This is a genomic window from Acetobacter sp. DsW_063 (assembly GCF_002153745.1).
Lineage (GTDB): Bacteria > Pseudomonadota > Alphaproteobacteria > Acetobacterales > Acetobacteraceae > Acetobacter.
Window position 1 is genome coordinate 46,979 of the sequence record NZ_JOPL01000050.1, and the last position, 17,076, is coordinate 64,054.

The 17,076-nt window shown below is 60.2% G+C and carries 12 protein-coding genes; 4 read left to right on the plus strand and 8 right to left on the minus strand.

From position 1 onward, the window contains the following. Positions 1-95 precede the first annotated feature (95 nt). Positions 96-2,096, minus strand: a complete 2,001-nt coding sequence (locus HK28_RS08720; protein ID WP_158093429.1) for a TonB-dependent siderophore receptor — start codon at positions 2,094-2,096, stop codon at positions 96-98. A 211-nt stretch (positions 2,097-2,307) separates the two neighbouring features. Here HK28_RS08720 and HK28_RS08725 point away from each other — a divergent pair, with 211 nt between their 5' ends. Further along, complete coding sequence (locus HK28_RS08725) at positions 2,308-2,616, plus strand: hypothetical protein (RefSeq protein WP_086644197.1); 309 nt, start codon at positions 2,308-2,310, stop codon at positions 2,614-2,616. A 40-nt stretch (positions 2,617-2,656) separates the two neighbouring features. Here the strand turns inward: HK28_RS08725 and HK28_RS08730 are convergent, their stop codons facing one another. The 5 genes from HK28_RS08730 to HK28_RS08750 form a co-directional block, all read right to left on the minus strand. Next, entirely contained in the window at positions 2,657-3,403 is a 747-nt protein-coding gene (locus tag HK28_RS08730) for a 2OG-Fe dioxygenase family protein (RefSeq protein WP_086644198.1), read from the minus strand. Positions 3,404-3,437: 34 nt separating this feature from the next. Continuing rightward, positions 3,438-5,951 (minus strand): mechanosensitive ion channel family protein, encoded by a 2,514-nt coding sequence (locus tag HK28_RS08735; protein ID WP_086644199.1) that lies wholly within the window; start codon positions 5,949-5,951, stop codon positions 3,438-3,440. An 80-nt stretch (positions 5,952-6,031) separates the two neighbouring features. Continuing rightward, the gene (locus HK28_RS08740) at positions 6,032-6,676 is read right to left on the minus strand and encodes an RDD family protein (protein ID WP_086644200.1); all 645 of its coding nucleotides are present in this window, start codon (positions 6,674-6,676) and stop codon (positions 6,032-6,034) included. A 118-nt stretch (positions 6,677-6,794) separates the two neighbouring features. Beyond that, a complete protein-coding gene (gene argJ / locus HK28_RS08745; RefSeq protein ID WP_086644201.1) occupies positions 6,795-8,030 on the minus strand; it encodes a bifunctional glutamate N-acetyltransferase/amino-acid acetyltransferase ArgJ in 1,236 nt (411 codons plus the stop codon). Positions 8,031-8,241: 211 nt separating this feature from the next. Then, on the minus strand, positions 8,242-9,192 hold the full coding sequence (locus HK28_RS08750; RefSeq protein ID WP_086644202.1) for a peptidylprolyl isomerase: 951 nt from the start codon (positions 9,190-9,192) through the stop codon (positions 8,242-8,244). 328 nt (positions 9,193-9,520) lie between these two features. Here HK28_RS08750 and secA point away from each other — a divergent pair, with 328 nt between their 5' ends. Then, the gene (gene secA / locus HK28_RS08755) at positions 9,521-12,250 is read left to right on the plus strand and encodes a preprotein translocase subunit SecA (RefSeq protein ID WP_086644216.1); all 2,730 of its coding nucleotides are present in this window, start codon (positions 9,521-9,523) and stop codon (positions 12,248-12,250) included. Between the two features lie 190 nt (positions 12,251-12,440). Next, on the plus strand, positions 12,441-13,190 hold the full coding sequence (locus HK28_RS08760; protein ID WP_086644203.1) for a YebC/PmpR family DNA-binding transcriptional regulator: 750 nt from the start codon (positions 12,441-12,443) through the stop codon (positions 13,188-13,190). Between the two features lie 118 nt (positions 13,191-13,308). Here the strand turns inward: HK28_RS08760 and HK28_RS08765 are convergent, their stop codons facing one another. Together HK28_RS08765 and HK28_RS08770 are read right to left on the minus strand one after the other, a co-directional pair. Continuing rightward, on the minus strand, positions 13,309-14,154 hold the full coding sequence (locus tag HK28_RS08765; protein WP_086644217.1) for an SDR family oxidoreductase: 846 nt from the start codon (positions 14,152-14,154) through the stop codon (positions 13,309-13,311). Positions 14,155-14,438: 284 nt separating this feature from the next. Continuing rightward, positions 14,439-14,897: a cupin domain-containing protein gene (locus tag HK28_RS08770; protein WP_086644204.1), complete on the minus strand. Its 459-nt coding sequence runs from the start codon at positions 14,895-14,897 to the stop codon at positions 14,439-14,441. A 602-nt stretch (positions 14,898-15,499) separates the two neighbouring features. Here HK28_RS08770 and HK28_RS08775 point away from each other — a divergent pair. Beyond that, on the plus strand, positions 15,500-16,993 hold the full coding sequence (locus HK28_RS08775) for a Ppx/GppA family phosphatase (RefSeq protein ID WP_086644205.1): 1,494 nt from the start codon (positions 15,500-15,502) through the stop codon (positions 16,991-16,993). The last annotated feature ends 83 nt before the right edge of the window (positions 16,994-17,076 follow it).

The following is a 17,076-nucleotide window of genomic DNA, read 5'->3' on the forward strand; positions in this document are numbered from 1 at the left end:
TTGTTTTATATTATAATATTTACGGTGTATTTTTTTTGTTTTCAATAAAAATTTCTCACATGTAGGTATTGATATATTTTTATTTTGTACGAAATTTAAAAATCAGCCTTGAGCATGCCGATAAGTTGCCTTTGAGTCCTGATGCCTCCGGTTGTGCGAAGGGACGGAGCGTTGAGTTGATTTCCATTTAATGAAATCACAAAGTGTTTACTAAAGTTCCATGCGATTCGTGCATTTATCGTGACAAAATTTTTGACCATGGCATTTTCAAGACTGAGGGTTTTGAAATTGGCTTGTACATCTTGATAGTGAGACTGCCATCTGGCGTGTGTGCTGATTTCGAACTTTTTGCGCGTATAATCGACGCCGCCAATAACGCTGTTTACGGGTGTCTGTCGCTGAAAGTTGATTGGTGACGATTGATCCAGATCGCGGACCGACGCCATTGCGTAGGAAATGCTCCAGTGCAGGCCGAAGTCGGTCTTTCCGTCCAGTTTAGCCTCTCCACCGATATCATCCACACGCCCGTAGTTGTGGGGGCTGACTAGAATTTGCGCGGGAGGAACAAAAGTGAAATTTGTTGCGAAAGGCGTGCCGAGCATATTGTTCGTTCTTTGGGCGAACAGCGCCAGCGTGAAGTTGGCGTTGAGCTTTGGGATTCTGTGTGAGTAATCGGCGCCGACATTGATCGTGGTTGCAGGAACAAGGGATGAATTGCTTTTAAAATTGACCGGCCCAAACATCGTGCTTGGAGAAAAATCAAACAGCGGGGGTAATTGCACTCCTCGCGCGACAGTAATGCCGAAAATGCCTGCATCGACAGCGTCATATCGAAGTTTCGTATTGAAAGTTGGTTCTATATATTGAAATGAATCTGAATTTATTCGTGGGTATATGGTTCGTGACGATCGGGTGGGGATTGTCAGGGCGTCGAGCCGGAAGGCCGTCGTCATGGTAAGGCGCGGCGCGATGCGCCATGTCCAGGTAGCTGATGCTGCGGCAAGATTTTCGATCTGAGACCCCAGCAATTGGCCTGATGATTTCGCTGCAAGGGAGGTATTGCGGTATTCCACTCCCAAACGAATATCGTTAGCGTTGTTCACAGCAATGATATCGGAAGCCTGTACGACGGTGGTCGTGGTGGTGTAATCAAAATTTATCGGAAAATTCTCGCCAAGGGCTGAAACAGCAAGGTCGTTTTCTGTGGAGTATCGGTTGCTGTAGGCTTTTATTTCGAAAAGTCCCCAACTTGTGTCGGCGTCTATCCGAGCTATAAGGCTTCTCATCGTCGGCTCCGTGTGAACGTAGGAGCCAAAATCCAGCCACAACGCCTGTCGCTCCTTGCTGGCTGAAGCGGAGAAAAGCCAGTCGATGTTGGGTGTTATTTTTCCTCGCAAATCCAGCGCCGTTTTAAACGTCATGACAGTGGGCGTCACATTTATGGCGTTCCCAGGCGTAAACTCTTTCGAACGCATTCCATCGACAGTGAGTTTTGCGGCAAAAAAATCAGAGAATTTATGAGAGAGAACCAGAGAGCCGCCAAAATAATTTTGACTGCCGCCTTTGACGCTTACAAAGCTCCTGTTTTCGTATAACGGGTCGCGCGTGACGATATTGATGACGCCGCCGGACGCATTGAATCCGTAAAGTGCCGAGTTTGGACCACGCACGATTTCGATTTGCCGAATATCGCCAATGGCGGCGGGCAACACGCCCCAATCCATGAAATTGTAACCATCCTGGTAGACCTGACGTCCGTTGAGAAGCACGAGCGTATGCGATCCGCCCGCGGCGTCATTGCCGCGCACTGAGACATTCTCGTCGATCATGCCGTAACGCCGCACGTCTAATCCAGCGACCATGCGCAGGACGCCGGGGATGGTGTTCGCGCCCATTCGGGAGATCTGGTCGCTTGTGATGATCTGCGTATCTGCCGAAAGTTCGCTTTCGCGCTGCGGCTTGCCGGTCGCGGAAGATGTCACGGGTTCTCCGAACATCGTTTCGAACGTGTCGTAATCGATTGTCTGGGCCTGAGCGCCGGAGGCCTCTGCGTCGATCACTATAGTGGATGCAATGGCGGACGCCAGCAGCAACATTTTTTTCAGCGTGATCCGGCCGCTACGGCGGGTGTCTTTCTGGGCGGTCACGGAGCTTCGCATTTTAACGGCGGCCTAGCGGGAATATGAGTTCACCCGACATGCCTAAATGCATTAGCTTACCGCGACGTTAAGTGACGTCGCGGCTCCGCTTTGCGTATGATGTCCGCGACGCGATGTAGCAGACAGACACGGATAGTGAGGAGGGTGGATGGATCAAGCAGCGGTGACCGGGGATCGGCATCTCGACGAAAGCGTTATAGCAGAGCCGAGCGTTGAAACATCTCAGACAGTGAGCGCACCGCCGCATCCGCACGCCGTCAGTGACGTAAGCCACCTTCCCATGCGGCCCGCAGATTCGTCAGAAGAGGTGTCCTCTGCGCGGGTGGTTGCGGACGCCCGTATGGATATGGCCGCGGCCCGCGAGCTTCTTCAGATGGTCGGGGCAATGGCGTTTGTGACGGCGATGCTGCTGGTTGGCTGGCACGCGGCGCATTATTCGGGCGCCTGGCCTTACTGACTACGCGGGGCTGTAGCGTATCGACCTTTCTTGTCTCGCGTTACTGATGGCGCAACGTCACGACCAGAACATCTCGAAATGCGAGGCGGGACGGATCGACCGGCGTGATCGGGGTAACGCCGTGATACACATGGTTATCGTCGACGAACGCTGAGTCCATGGTCGCGGAGAGCGTGAAGCTTCCCAGTTTATGGCGTTGAAGGTCGTGAATGGTGGTGTCGCCGCTCGCCACGTTTTCGCGTCGAACCATCAAAACGAGCACCCAGTCCACGCCGTCGCGATGCAGTCCTTCCGGGGTCGGCCGCCCCGTCTGGTTTTCCTGGGTCTCAATGCGAAATTGATGAACCTCGGCATGCCAGATGGGCGGGCGGGCCGCTTCCGGGGTCAGGTCGTCAGCCAGCTGGCGCGTCAGGCGAAGCGTCGCGTGCATGGCGGGGTGTTCGCCAATCCTGGGCTCGACTGGCGCGAACCAGCGCTCTACGCCGCCGTTCAGGGCGTTGTAATCGCGGCTCTGGTAATGCGGCTGATGCGCCTTGCGCACGACGGAGTCTCCGCTAAGCGCGAAATTCGCGTGTCGGCGTCGCCGATATCGTCCTCCATCGGCCATGTAGCGATCTACCCCGAGCCGGTCCCAGCTTGCGGCGAAGCCTTCCCAGTCCGTCAGTCCATACGCGTGAAGCAGAGACGACATGTCCTTGGCCGGGACGATGGCGAAATGCTCGCCGCGCGTCGCGGTTTCGATTTTCTCTAGCGCATCTTGCGCACCTTGCTCTTCAAGCCTCGCCATTGTCGTGTTCCGTTCTGTCTGGCGTGTCGTTCGCTTACGTGTTTTTTGTCGGCTGCGGGGTCGTCGCTGCGCCACCGTCCACCGCGACGCGCAGCGCGCCGCCTGGCGGTGTGGCCGTGTAGGCCATCGGCACGCAGAATTTTATGCCAGCCTCGACCAGACGGTTGCCCAGACGCCGATAGAACTCGCGCTGCACCTTCCATTTCATCATGGGGGCGGTGCGGATCGATCCCACCGTGACCGTGCCGTCGCCATCGCTGAGGTCGACGCCGAGGTCATTGTAGCCGGAATAGATCATGCTCTTGAAGTCGTCCTCCTCGCGCATCTCGTCTACGACTTTCGCCATGACGGCGACGACGCGCGCCACGTCTTCGGACAGGTCGATCTTCTGGTGGATGATGACCTGATTGTAGTCGCGGCCCGTGTTGGCGATGGTCGACACCGAAGAGAACGGGATGATGTGCAGGTCCCCGTTAGTGGCGCGGACTCGCACGGCGCGGATTGAAAGGTGCTCCACCACGCCGGAAACGCCGCCGGTGGTGACCCAGTCCCCGACCTGGATCGCGTCTTCGACCAGCATGAAGAAGCCTGTGATGAAGTCCTTCACCAGACTTTGCGAGCCGAAGGCGATCGCCGCGCCCATGATGCCTGCGCCAGTGAGCAGCGGCGTCACGTTGATTCCGATTTGCGACAGCGACGTCACGACGACGATGATGATGATGATCGTCAGCAGCACTGTGCGGATGATCGGCAGCACCGTCCGAAGGCGCGTTGCGCGCGCCGCCTGAGCGTTCTCTTTGTAGCGTTCGAGCTGACGGTTCAGCAGGTCGTTCACCGTCTCCCAGATGATGGCTGCGACGACGAGGGCTATAAACAACGTGATGACGGCGCCGAGCAGGTGGCGGCCCAGATCCGTCGACAGGAAGAAGTGGGCGGTGGAGAGGCCCCAGGATTCCGTCAACGCTACGATGCTCACGAACATGACCGCCGCAGTAAGCGCAGCTCGGACGAACGGGTAGTAACGGTCCGCTCGCTTCTGTAGCTCCGGGCGTTTGGCCTGCATCTCCGGCGAAAGGCGGAACAGGCGGTCCTGCGCGCCGTAGGCGAGAATGGCGATCAGGCGAGACGCGACCACGATCGCCACGGTCAGGCCGAGCGTCTGTAGAATCCAGAGATACCCCCCCCGTAGATGGGCCGCCCAGACCAGCCACAGAGCGGCGTCTAGGAATAGCGCGGGGATCCACCATGCTTTCGCAAGGGTCAGGGCGAACGTCCAGAACGGGCTTTGGGTCTGGGGCGCCTGACGGTTGAGCGCGCGCGTAATGAGCGGGCGCATGCGCCATATAAAGATTGCGATGATGACGTGTTCGACGAGAACGACAGTGCGGATAACAGCCTCTGTACCCTGATCGCTCAGATCGAATTGTTCTCCGAGGTTCGAAAGGCAAAGCACGGCGGCCGGAGCCGCGACCAGGACATTCCACCACCGTGTCAGGATGCGCGCGACGCTGTCGCTTGCCGGGGCCAGGCGAATGGCGGGGGAGCGCGGAGCGAGAACGGATTCGACGACGACGAACAAGAGGCGCGCGACGGCATAGGCTCCGGCGAGTATGATCGTAGTCGCCTCGGCCTGCGGCGTGCTTGTCGCCAGCTCGGCACCGCCGTAGCTGACGCCCATGAAAACGGCCACAGGCGTCAGCTTGAGGCAAAAATGTGCGAGCGTGTATGGCGCGCGTCTCAGGAACCGCAGTGTTTCTCGTTGTCTGCGCTGGTCCTTGGCGCGTGTCTGCAGAGTCTCGATGGTCCCCGCGCTGGCGCCTGAGGCGAGCGCGTCAGTAAGCGCGGCGTTGTCCGCAGCGGACTCCTCTCTATCAGGAGGTGTTGCCGCATCGTCGTCGGCGCCCGAGCCGTTGAGTCGCTTCTCGCGCGTCGCGGCGTGCGCGGCTATGGCAGCCAGCCTCGGGGCGATCACAAGCACCAGAGCGCGTTCGATTGCGAGCGCCACGACGACGATTAACCCGGCGCGGGTGAATGCGTCGATCAACACCTGCCGTGTCGTCGGGTTGGCGATCTGGTGGTCGAACCAGACGCCGACGCTGCGCAGGTCTTTGAACAGACCAAGGAAGTTGCGGCCATAAGCCCGAGCGCGTTGGCCAAGGGAGGAAAGGCCGCTGTGCAACGCAACCGCTTCGGGGGTCACGATGGAGGAACTTGTCGCGCCGGCTTTCGCAGGCGCAGTTGTGGCGCCAGTCTGCTGCGCTCCGCGCGCCATCAGCGACAAGGTGTGCGTGAAGGCGTCCCGCTGTTTTGGATCGTTGAGGACGCCGAGCAGCTCCTGCGCCTCTTTCGGCGAAAGGGCGCCTGACGGCGCGCTCGGAGTCGAAGAGGCAGCCGTCGCGCCGGACGCGTCGGCGCGCGCCGGCGACAGGGCGCCGAATGTCAGAAGCAGGAAGCTCGCTATCCCGAAAAGCCGTCCCATACGTCGCGTGACAGGCGCTGTAGCGTTCGCGTGACGTAACTTCGGCCTGCGGGGCGCTGTGACGATCATTCCTGCTCCTTCGGACTGTCCTTTACCGTGGCTACGAGCGTTGCCGCGCCCGATCAACCCCGAGAGCGGTCAGAGACCGCTCAGGCGGGGCCGGTAAACCGTGTCGGACGCTCTTCACGCAGAACAATGGTGTTGGCCACCAGATCATGTAGCCCCTGCTTGTGCCGCGTGAACGCGACCATGATGACGCCGATGAAGAGGAACGGGTAAGATATGAACGTCTTGACCAGCGTCCGTACGACCGAGCGGGGAAGCCCGATGCGGTCTCCGTTCGGGTCGCAGACTCTCAGACCCAGCGCGCGCTTGCCGAGTGTTCCGCATAGCGGAGAGGCTTCCAGACCCGCGAAATAGATCAACGGAATCAGCGTGGTTAGCGCCCAGGCTAGGGGCTCTCCGTGGATGTGCGGGGTCAGCAGGAACGAGGACGCCGCGTCCTGAGCGTCTGGCCGCCAGGCGACGTCGATGGAGTGAGTGTCTCCGTGTCCCATCCATTCGACCGACAGGGCGGGAGCCGAGAAAAACCTGAGAACGGCGCTGAACAGCCCGAGAATGAAATGATCGATCAGGGCTGCGCCTACCCGGACCCAGAAGCCGGCGTAAACCCAGATCTGGCTGGGATATGGACGACCCGCTGCAGCGGCCCATGGATCGGGCGCTGCGCCGCCATAGGCGTTTCCCTGCGAGCCCCCTGTGTGACCCCATCCGGGAGGCAGGCTGTTGGACATGCGCGTGTTCCTTGGCTGGCGGAGATCGGGACGAAAATCCTGCGTCGGATCGGTTCCTGTGATCGTCTGGTTGGGACCGTGGAACCGCCCGGATTTTCGTCGGAAAGCTTTGAAAGCGTCAGCTTCTGTAGGAGCCGTTGATATCGATGTAGCCATGCGTCAGATCGCACGTCCAGACTGTCGCTACGCCGTCGCCTAGCCCCAGATCGACGTCGATTTCGATGTCCTGCCCTTTCATGTGCGCCACGACGGGGGTTTCGTCGTATCCGGCGACGACAGCGCCTTCGCGTGCGATGGTCACGCCGCCCATTGCAACGGAGAGGCGGTTTCGATCGGCGGGTTCGCCGCATTTGCCGACAGCCATGACCACGCGGCCCCAGTTGGCGTCCTCGCCTGCGATCGCTGTCTTGACCAGCGGTGAATTGGCGATCGCCATGGCGACGACGCGCGCCGAAGCGTCGGAGACCGCGCCCTTCACGGCGACGCGGATCTGCTTGGTGGCGCCTTCACCGTCGCGGACGACCATCAGGGCGAGATCGAGGAGCACGGCGTCGAGCGCTTCGCGGAAGGCGGAAAGCGCCGGATCGGAGGCGCTCGTCACCGGCGCATTACCCGCCTTACCGGTTCCGAACAGCAGCACCATGTCCGAGGTGGACGTGTCGGAGTCGACCGTGATGGCGTTGAAGCTGCGCCCGACGCCTTCCGAAAGCAGTGTCTGAAGGACGGCAGAGGGCAGCGCCGCGTCTGTCGCGATGAAGGACAGCATCGTCGCCATGTCCGGAGCGATCATGCCGCTGCCTTTGGCGATGCCCTGTATCGTCACTGCGGCGCCGCCGATCTCAACCCGTCGAACGGACGCTTTGGGGAAGGTGTCGGTTGTCATGATCCCGCGTGCGGCGGCCTCCCACCCGTCTTCCGACAGGGCGGCGCGCAGGTCGGGAAGCGCGTTGGTGATTCGGTCGGCAGGGAGAACTTCGCCAATGACGCCGGTCGAGGCGAGGAAGACTTCATGAGCGCTGCAGTTGGCCAGACCGGCTTCCGCCTCCGCCGTCAGGCGGCAGGTCTCGATCCCGGCTCGGCCGGTGAAAACGTTGGCGTTGCCCGCGTTCACCACCAGCGCGCGCGCCACGCCGTTACGCAGCGACTCGCGCGACCAGTCGACCGGCGCGCCGGGGCATTTTGATTTGGTGAAGACGCCCGCGACGGAGGCGCCCTCGTCGAATTCCGCCAGAACGAGGTCGGTTCGGCCCTTGTAGCGAATTCCCGCCGCGATGGCGCCAAGCCGGACACCGCGAACAACGCCGAGAGGCGGCAGGGGCGAGGCGAGGGGAGAAATCGGCAAAGGTTTGGCCATCGAAAGGGACCTCAAGGCAGAATGGAAACAGCGTGCATCCGTGGGGAGATGCATCGCAGGGTGAAACGGTGTGGGCAAATCGGACCGGAACGCAAGAAGGGCGCCGTAAACGGCGCCCTTTGCAACATATGAAGCGCCGTATTCTCGCGGTGCCCATACTCGATCAGAAACTTTCGGCGGCGTGAAGACGTCGCCGAAAGTCGATCGGAGCTTACTTTTTGGGTGTCGCCGGAGCCGCGGCGGGCGCTGTCGCCGGCGCGTCGGGGACGACCTTTCCGTCCGGTCCGTAATGGACGATTTTCACCTGCGCGGCGGCCTTGCTGACGGCAGCGCGGACGTCTTCCTGGATCAGCTGCTGACGGATCTTGTCCTTGACCTCGTCAAGCTTCGGCGTGGGGACGGTGCGGGTCTCAAGCACCTGAATCACATGGTAGCCGTACTGGCTTTTCACCGGGGTCTGGCTGTAGGTGCCAGGCTTCATGGAGAACGCGGCGTCGGAGAACGCCGGGATCATGTCGCCCTTCTTGAACCAGCCGAGATCGCCGCCATTGTTCTTGGCGCTGCCAGTGTCGGTGGACAGCTTGGTCGCCAGCGTGCCGAAATCGGCGCCGCCCTTGAGCTGCTTGATGACGTCAAGCGCTTCGGGTTCCGTTTTCAGCAGGATGTGACGGGCGTGAACTTCCTGCTCAGGCGCCTTTTTCGCGTAGTCCTGATCGTATTTCGCCTGGATGGCCGCGTCGGTCAGAAGCGGCGTCACCTGCTTGGACAGCCATGCGTTCTGGAGTGCGTTCGTCGCCGCCGTCTCCATCGCCGTCTTCACTTCAGGATCGTTCTGCAGGTTTTCCTTATGGGCGATAATCTGGATCGCCTTCTGGTCGACCAGCTGGTTCACCAGCATTGGCAGCACCATATTCTGCGGAAGCTGGCGGAGCTGCGCCGGCATGGTGGCGGCGGCCTGACGCAGGTCGCCCAGCGTGATTTTCTCGCCGTTCACGGTGGCGACGACCATGTTGGGATCGGATGGAGCAGCGGCTGGAGCGGCGGCGGTCGCCGCAGCGGGAGGGGCAGTCGCCGGGGCGGGAGCTGCGATGGCGTGACCCAGAAGGGAAGGAGCAAGCAGGGCCGCCGTCGCGAGGAGGGAGGCCGGGCTGGTGAACCGCATAAGAACAAACCCTGAATATTCGAGTGGCGGGCATCATGACCGACCGTGGATGTGGTCGCAAGAGCGGCCCCGCGGATATCGCGGGCTGTATTTGACTATTCATATGGCCGCGCAGTCGTCCCGCGCGGGCGGCGTTTCTGTGTGCGGCCATCGGTTGACCCGTGACGGCGCGGGTCTTATCTGATTGCGCGCGTGTGGTTGGCTGTGCGCCGCCAGCATTCTTGAGTTCGTCTTCCACGGCCCGTCGACGGGACGCTTGAGCGTCTTCGGCAGGAGCGCGGAGAAAATCGGGCGCGGTCAGTCCGCACGCCGTTCCGGAAAGGTTTACATGCTCGCCTCGCTCGCTCGCGCCCTGTTCGGCACCGCCAACGATCGCTCGCTGAAGGCCTATCAGCGTCGCGTGCCGGAGATCAATGCGCTCGAATCGCAGATCAGGCCGCTCGATGACGCCGCCCTCGCCAACAAGACGGTGGAGTTCCGGGAGCGTCTCGCCAAAGGTGAAACGCTGGACGCGCTGATGCCAGAAGCCTTTGCGGTCGCCCGCGAAGCTTCGCGTCGCGTGCTCGGCATGCGGCATTTCGACGTACAGCTTGTCGGCGGCATGGTGCTTCATTCGGGCAAGATCGCGGAAATGCGGACGGGCGAAGGCAAGACCCTTGTCGCGACTCTGGCGGTCTACCTCAGCGCTCTGGCAGGCAAGGGCGTGCATGTCGTCACCGTCAACGACTACCTCGCGCGGCGTGACGCCGAGGAAATGGGGCAGTTGTACGGCTTTCTTGGTCTGACGACCGGCGTCATCGTGCCGAACCTGCCTGACGACGCGCGTCGCGCCGCATATGCTGCGGACATCACCTACGGCACGAACAACGAGTTCGGGTTCGACTACCTGCGCGACAACATGAAGTTCCGGCTGGAGGACATGGTCCAGCGGCCGTTCTTCCACGCCATCGTGGACGAGGTGGATTCGATCCTGATCGACGAGGCCCGTACGCCTCTTATTATTTCCGGCCCGGCTGAAGACAGCTCCGACCTCTACCGCAGCGTTGACGCCGTGGTCGCAGCGCTGGTCAGTGACGCGGCGACGTATGACAAGGACGAGAAATTCCGCACGGTCATCCTGACCGAGGAAGGTTCGGACCGTGTCGAGACCATGCTGCGGGAAGCAGAGGTGCTTGCCGAGGGTGGCCTGTACGACGTGCATAACATCGCGGTCGTTCATCACGTCCAGCAATCCCTGCGCGCGCATACGCTGTTCGCGCGCGATGTCGATTACATCGTGCGCGGCGGCAAGGTCATCATCATCGACGAATATACCGGCCGTATGATGGATGGCCGCCGCTATTCCGACGGCCTGCATCAGGCGCTTGAGGCGAAGGAGCATGTCGAGGTTCAGCAGGAGAACCAGACGCTCGCCTCCATCACGTTCCAGAACTATTTCCGCCTTTATCCCAAGCTGTCCGGTATGACCGGCACGGCGATGACGGAAGCGGACGAATTCGCGGAAATCTACAAGCTTGACGTCGTCGAGATTCCGACGAACCTGCCGGTCGCCCGCAAGGACGAAGACGATGAGATCTATCTGAACGAGGCGGACAAGTTCGCTGCGGTGGTTCGTCTTATTCAGGAAATCCACAAGGGTGGTCAGCCCATTCTCGTCGGCACGACCTCCGTCGAGAAGAGCGAGGCCCTGTCCGGGGAACTGAAGCGCGCGGGCGTTCCGCACAACGTGCTCAACGCCCGGTTCCACGAGATGGAGGCGACCATCGTCGCCCAGGCGGGCGCGCCCGGCGCGATCACCATCGCCACCAACATGGCCGGCCGTGGCACCGACATCAAACTCGGTGGCAACGTCGAAATGCGCATCCAACAGGAGCTGGCGCATATCGAGGACCCTGCGGAGCGCGACGCCGCGATTGCGGCGCTGCGTGAAGAGGTGGCGAGCAATCAGAAGATCGTGCGCGAGGCGGGCGGACTCTATGTCATAGGCACGGAGCGTCACGAAAGCCGTCGCATCGACAACCAGTTGCGTGGCCGCGCCGGACGTCAGGGCGATCCGGGCAATTCCCGCTTCTTCGTCTCTCTGCAGGACGATCTGATGCGCATCTTCGGGTCCGAAAGGATGACCGGGATGTTGCAGAAGATGGGCATGCAGGAGGGCGAGGCCATCGTCCATCCGTGGTTGAACAAGGCCCTTGAGCGCGCGCAGAAGAAGGTCGAGGCGCGCAACTTCGACATGCGCAAGAACACGCTCAAATACGACGACGTCATGAACGACCAGCGCAAGGAAGTGTATGCGCAACGTCGCGAATACATGCTGGAAAGCGACGTCGCCACGACAGTCAGCGAGATGCGCGAAGAACTGATCCACGCGTTGACGGAACGGCGGATTCCCGAAAAATCCTTTGCTGAGCAGTGGCAGAGCACGGAGCTTCAGGACGACGTCCAGCGTATCCTCAACCTCGACCTGCCGATTGTCGACTGGTCGCGTGAGGACGGCATGGACCGCGAACAGGTCGCCGTAAGGATCACTGACGAGGCCGCGAAGGCGCAGGCCGTTCGTACGGTTAACTTTGGCCCCGACATCATGCGCTTCATCGAGAAGCAGATTCTGCTGACGACGTTCGATGGCGTTTGGAAAGAACATCTGCATGCGCTCGACCAGCTTCGTCAGGGCATCGGGCTTCGCGCCTATGGTCAGAAAGACCCGCTGAACGAGTACAAGCACGAAGCGTTCCAGCTTTTCACTTTCATGCTCGACGAAATGCGGGAACGGGTCGTGTCGCTTATCGCGCGTGTCGAGGTGGCGCCGCCCCTCGACTTCGAGCCGCCCGCTAATATCGCTGAGTTTCACCCCGATCCGGGCGTGCCGGGTCTGGCGTCCGAACCGGTCGCGGTGTCGGTCGGTAACGCGGCTCCGACGCTCGTGACGATGGAGCCGCCGGGATCCGGCGCGATTCTGCCGGATGATCCTTCGAGTTGGGGAGAGACGCCGCGCAACGGCCTCTGCCCTTGCGGTTCAGGGAAAAAGTACAAGCATTGTCATGGCCGCCACGTGTGACCTGACTGCTGCTAGCCCCGCTCAGGGCTAACTGACTCAGGGTTGGCTGCGCCTCTTTTCAGGCGGGCGAACTGCGCTGAACGTGTGGCGCGGTAACGTCATGATATATTGATCGGGGATCCTGACGGCTCCCTGTGGCACTGACGAGCGGACGACGGTCTCCGCTCAAGACGAGGACTGTGAGGGCGGCATGGCTGGCCATTCCCAATTTAAAAATATCATGCACCGCAAGGGCGCGCAGGACGCCCGACGCGCCAGACAATTCGCCAAGGTTATTCGCGAAATCACGGTGGCTGCGCGTTCAGGACTGCCTGACCCGGCTTCCAATCCGCGTCTACGCGCCGCCATTTCCGCAGCGCGCGAAGTGAACATGCCCAAGGACACCGTGGAGCGGGCGATCAAGAAAGCCACTGGCGCTGGCGGCGGGGATGATTACGTGGAGGTCCGCTACGAAGGGTACGGCCCGGCTGGCGTGGCTGTGATCGTCGAGGCTCTGACCGATAACCGCAACCGCACGGCGTCCGACGTGCGCGCGGCATTCTCGAAATATGGCGGCTCTCTGGGCGAGACGAATTCTGTGTCGTTCATGTTTGCGCGTCTCGGCGTCGTCACCTATCCGGCGAAAGTTGCTGGCGAGGACGATATGCTTGAGGCTGCGATCGAAGCCGGCGCAGACGATGTGGTCTCCACGGCGGAGACGCATGAGGTGACCTGCGAGATCGAGGCGTTCTTCGCCGTGCGCGACGCTCTGGAGGCTCGTTTTGGCGAACCGGAGAGCGCCAAGCTCGACTGGCGTCCAGAGAATTCTGTTCCTCTCGACGAGGAAAAAGCTCGTTCAGTGCTCAAGTTGCTCGACGTGCTCGAAGAGAACGATGACGTGCAGAACGTTTACGCGAACTTCGATCTGCCCGAGGATGTTGCAGCGGCGCTTTCCGCCTGAATAAAAGCGTCCGTCCCTGATGCCGTATAAGTCTGGCGTCGGGGGCGAATTTGCCTAATAAAGAAACAATTACACAAGAGACGTTGATCGTCGCGGTATCGCCTTGCCGGGCGGAAATTTATACCGGTACGCCGGGTGAGATATCGTAGGCTTTCTGAACCAGTTGGTTTCGCTTTCCTACGCCGTCTTCGATTTTTCGATCCCAGACGGCGTCCATCATCTGGCGCTGTTCGTCGACAATTTTCTTCGGCTCAACGTTTCGATATGTGCGGATCTTCCCGGTCAACACTCCGATTGTCGTTTCAATGACGGGTTCCTGATCATATTGCTCGTGCGGAAAAGCAATGTTTTCGTAATCAAACAACCTCTTTGACGGATCGTCCCTCCAGCTTTTCCAAGTTTCGAACATTCGGTCGTTGAAACCCGTCAGAAACGGACCGGGGTTGATCGTGGCGACTTCGATGCCGAACTCCTGCATTTCCTGCCGCAGCGCCTCTGCGATTGCTTCGACCGCGTGTTTTGACGAAGAATATGCGCCGGCAAACGGATCTGTGGTCAAGCCGGCGACAGATGACATGAAGACGACCAGACCGCGACCTCGCTTCACCATATCGCGTACTACGATCTGCGTAAGCAGCGTTGGACCGATAACGTTGACTTCATATTGGTGGCGAAGATTTTCTTCGGGGATATCGACCACTGAGCCGCCTTCCGATATTCCCGCATTGTTCAGGAGAACTTCAACGTTCCATGAGGCGGCCTTGCGTCGTTCGCTCTCGCTCGTCACATCAAGGGTTTCGATACGCAGATCGAGGCCACGACGCTTTGCTTCCTGTTCCAGAGCATAGACTTGGGCAGGAACCTGCACGGCGGCGATAACTTCGTGGCCAAGCGCCGCCAGACGCAGGGCGCTTTCAGCGCCGAAGCCGGTCGCAGCTCCGGTAATCAGAATTACTGGCATGATTATGATCCTTGGTTGGGTGACCCTGTTCGGCAAGCGAGGCGAAAGTTTTGATGTTCAGTCCACGATTGTGGGACATTCGTGTTGACCGAATTTAGGCCCTGCGGTGTCTGCCGCACGCGCTGAAACGACGCGTGGAGCTTTCGTGGCTCATTCGTAAGGAGCCGGGCAGAAGGGGTGAAGTTCGCCTTTAACCCCTTCGTCATGCCGATTGATAGAGAGAACGATGTTGTCGATGAAATATTATTGTATTTTTGGAATATTTCATCTTCGAAGGTGATGCTGCGTCAATATTCAGTCTGTTCGCCTTTCAACGGAACAGATGTTTTTTGCCCTTTAGTGCCTGAGTAAACGAGAATCAGCACCGTCTCCTGATCGCCCGAGACGCCGCGGTGTGCGTCCTCGACGCTTTCAGTGAATGCCTCACCAGTGTGAAAGGTCTTTTCCTTGCCGCTGGCCTTGTCTTGAATGGTCAACTGTCCCTGTAGGACGTAGCCGGCGTTGGGGACCGGGTGGACATGCCACGGGAGGGCTGAATTCGGCGGTATCGTCAGCTTGAGAACAGTCAATTCCGGCGCAGTGGTCGGATAATGCTCGTAAGGTTTTCCATTCCACGATGTGCTGCTCTGGACAAGGATGTCAGCGTGACCGGAAGCTGTTTGCGGCGTGGCGGCGGAAGCTGGAAGCGTTGCGGCGGACGCCGCGATGGCGATAGTGCCACATGCGATTTTTCTTGCGACAGACATGGGTTGCTCCCCGAGAGGTTCTTAGCCGCTTGGCATCCTCGGATGCGTCTTTCAGTCGGAGCTTTGGCTCTCCTGCGGCAGGCGCAATGAGGAAGGGCGGGGTATGACGCCAGTGACGGCGGATTCCATGCTCGATTTGCCGGGCGGCTTGGGTACTAACGGCTGTGGTCGCGAAGGGTTTGGCGGCTTCATGCAGGGTTGGAAAGAAAATTTCTTGAGTCGGTCCCACTCGCGCTGAGGACATTGTTGCTGCAGGGCTGTTGGGAGACCAGATTCCGGATCGTCGCGGTTAGCGCGTCGACACGCAAATCGACTGCCAGTTTCTGGTTTTCCTGCGTGACTTTTTTAGAGAGACAGTGATGAAGCGCGGACGATCATACGTTTCGTTCGTACCTCGGCGGCGGAGCGGCTTGAAGGATTAATAAAGATGCAGGGACGGGCGCGCGGCGGATTGTTCCGGGGCGGAGCAAGCATCAGTTATTCACGGCTTTCGCATCCTCGCCGGGATCGGCTATACGGCGGAGACCCTGACCGGAGCGACGGGGTCAGACCGCGCGACGCTCCCTGTTCGTGTGGACGGTTTCCTTCCCAGAGGACCATGAATGCAGGCCGAAGCCCCGAAACGATCCGCCGTCGTCGATCTTGGCTCCAATTCTGTCAGGATGGTCGTGTTCGACGGGGTCTCGCGAAATCCCGTGTCGATTTTCAACGAGAAGGCGGTTCTGCGGTTGGGCCGCGGCCTTACGATGACCGGTCGCCTGAATGACGAAGGCGTCGCCATGGCTGTGGAGGTTCTGCGACGCTATCACGCGATCGCACGCAGTATGAACGCCGATCCTTTTGAGATACTGGCGACGGCCGCCGTGCGGGACGCGACCAATGGACCAGATTTTGTGGAGGCGCTGCGCAGGGAGATGCCGGGCGTGCCCATCCGCATACTCTCTGGCGTGGAAGAGGCGGACCATTCGGCTGTTGGAGTGCGCTGCGGCATACCGGAGGCGACGGGACTGGTCGCCGATATTGGCGGGGGTTCTCTCGAACTGATCCGGCTCGACGGCGACGGGCGGGAGAGCGCGAATACATTGCCGCTGGGCGTGATTCGGCTGAGCGATCGGTCCGGCGGCGATCTGACGATCGCCAAGGGCATCGCCGACGCCGATCTGAGTTGGGTTGACTGGTTAGGGGACATGCGGGGGCGCACGCTGTATCTCGTCGGCGGAGCATTTCGCGCTTTGGCGCGGCTGCAGATCGCCAGAACCAACTATCCGCTCAATATCGTTCACTACTACTCTCTCACGCCTGCAGCTGCGCGGGAGATGACGGGGTGGCTGATCGAATCCAATCGTCGTGCGCTTGAACGTTTGCCGAATGCGCCGCGTAAGCGGCTGGACGACGTGCCATTCGCCGCCACCGTTCTGCGGCGGCTGCTGAAACGTGTTGAACCGGATCGCGTCGTGTTCTGTGTCGATGGCCTGCGCGAGGGTTGGTACGCGATGAACGTCGCGCCAGATTTGCAGGCTCTCGATCCTTTGGAAACGGTCGCGCAGGATCTCTGCCAACGTCTGGGCCGCAGCGAGGCCCTCCCGGAGGCGCTTTTCGCCTGGACGGCAAAGCTCTTTCCCGGTGAAACGGATCGGGAGCGTCGGCTTCGCATGACGGCATGCCGCCTGTCGGACGTGGGCAGTCACGACCACCCGGAATACCGGGCTGAGCAGACCTACATGCGGGTGCTGTGGATACAGGGTGTCGGCTTCGACCATGAGGCGCGGGCGGCTCTGGCGCTGGCTCTGGCCGTTCGGTACGAGGCTGAGCCGACGGCGGCGTTCGTCGCGCCGTCGCGGGCGCTGCTCGACGATGTGTGGTTTGGTTGGGCGGTGACGCTGGGGCTGGCGCTGCGTCTGGCGTATTCACTTTCCGGCGGGGCGAGCGCGCTGCTCGACGGCACGCGGCTGGAACATGACGGCGGAGAACTGCGCCTGCATCTGACGTCGGCCAGCGTCGCGGTGCGCGGAGAGGCGGTGAAGCGGCGGCTCACGCGGCTTGGGCAGGTGATGCAGGTCGAGACGAGAATTACGGAGGCGTTTATCGGCGGGTGACGGCGGCCCACCGGCGGGCATGTTATATAAATATGGAGTATTGATCAATATTGAGAGTATTGATCAATATTGAGAGTATTGAT

Coding starts and splice junctions, on each gene's coding strand:
- HK28_RS08720 (WP_158093429.1), bottom strand. CDS start 2,096: ATGTTGCTGCTGGCGTCCGCCATTGCATCCACTATAGTGATCGACGCA.
- HK28_RS08725 (WP_086644197.1), top strand. CDS start 2,308: ATGGATCAAGCAGCGGTGACCGGGGATCGGCATCTCGACGAAAGCGTT.
- HK28_RS08730 (WP_086644198.1), bottom strand. CDS start 3,403: ATGGCGAGGCTTGAAGAGCAAGGTGCGCAAGATGCGCTAGAGAAAATC.
- HK28_RS08735 (WP_086644199.1), bottom strand. CDS start 5,951: ATGATCGTCACAGCGCCCCGCAGGCCGAAGTTACGTCACGCGAACGCT.
- HK28_RS08740 (WP_086644200.1), bottom strand. CDS start 6,676: ATGTCCAACAGCCTGCCTCCCGGATGGGGTCACACAGGGGGCTCGCAG.
- argJ (WP_086644201.1), bottom strand. CDS start 8,030: ATGGCCAAACCTTTGCCGATTTCTCCCCTCGCCTCGCCCCTGCCGCCT.
- HK28_RS08750 (WP_086644202.1), bottom strand. CDS start 9,192: ATGCGGTTCACCAGCCCGGCCTCCCTCCTCGCGACGGCGGCCCTGCTT.
- secA (WP_086644216.1), top strand. CDS start 9,521: ATGCTCGCCTCGCTCGCTCGCGCCCTGTTCGGCACCGCCAACGATCGC.
- HK28_RS08760 (WP_086644203.1), top strand. CDS start 12,441: ATGGCTGGCCATTCCCAATTTAAAAATATCATGCACCGCAAGGGCGCG.
- HK28_RS08770 (WP_086644204.1), bottom strand. CDS start 14,897: ATGTCTGTCGCAAGAAAAATCGCATGTGGCACTATCGCCATCGCGGCG.
- HK28_RS08775 (WP_086644205.1), top strand. CDS start 15,500: ATGCAGGCCGAAGCCCCGAAACGATCCGCCGTCGTCGATCTTGGCTCC.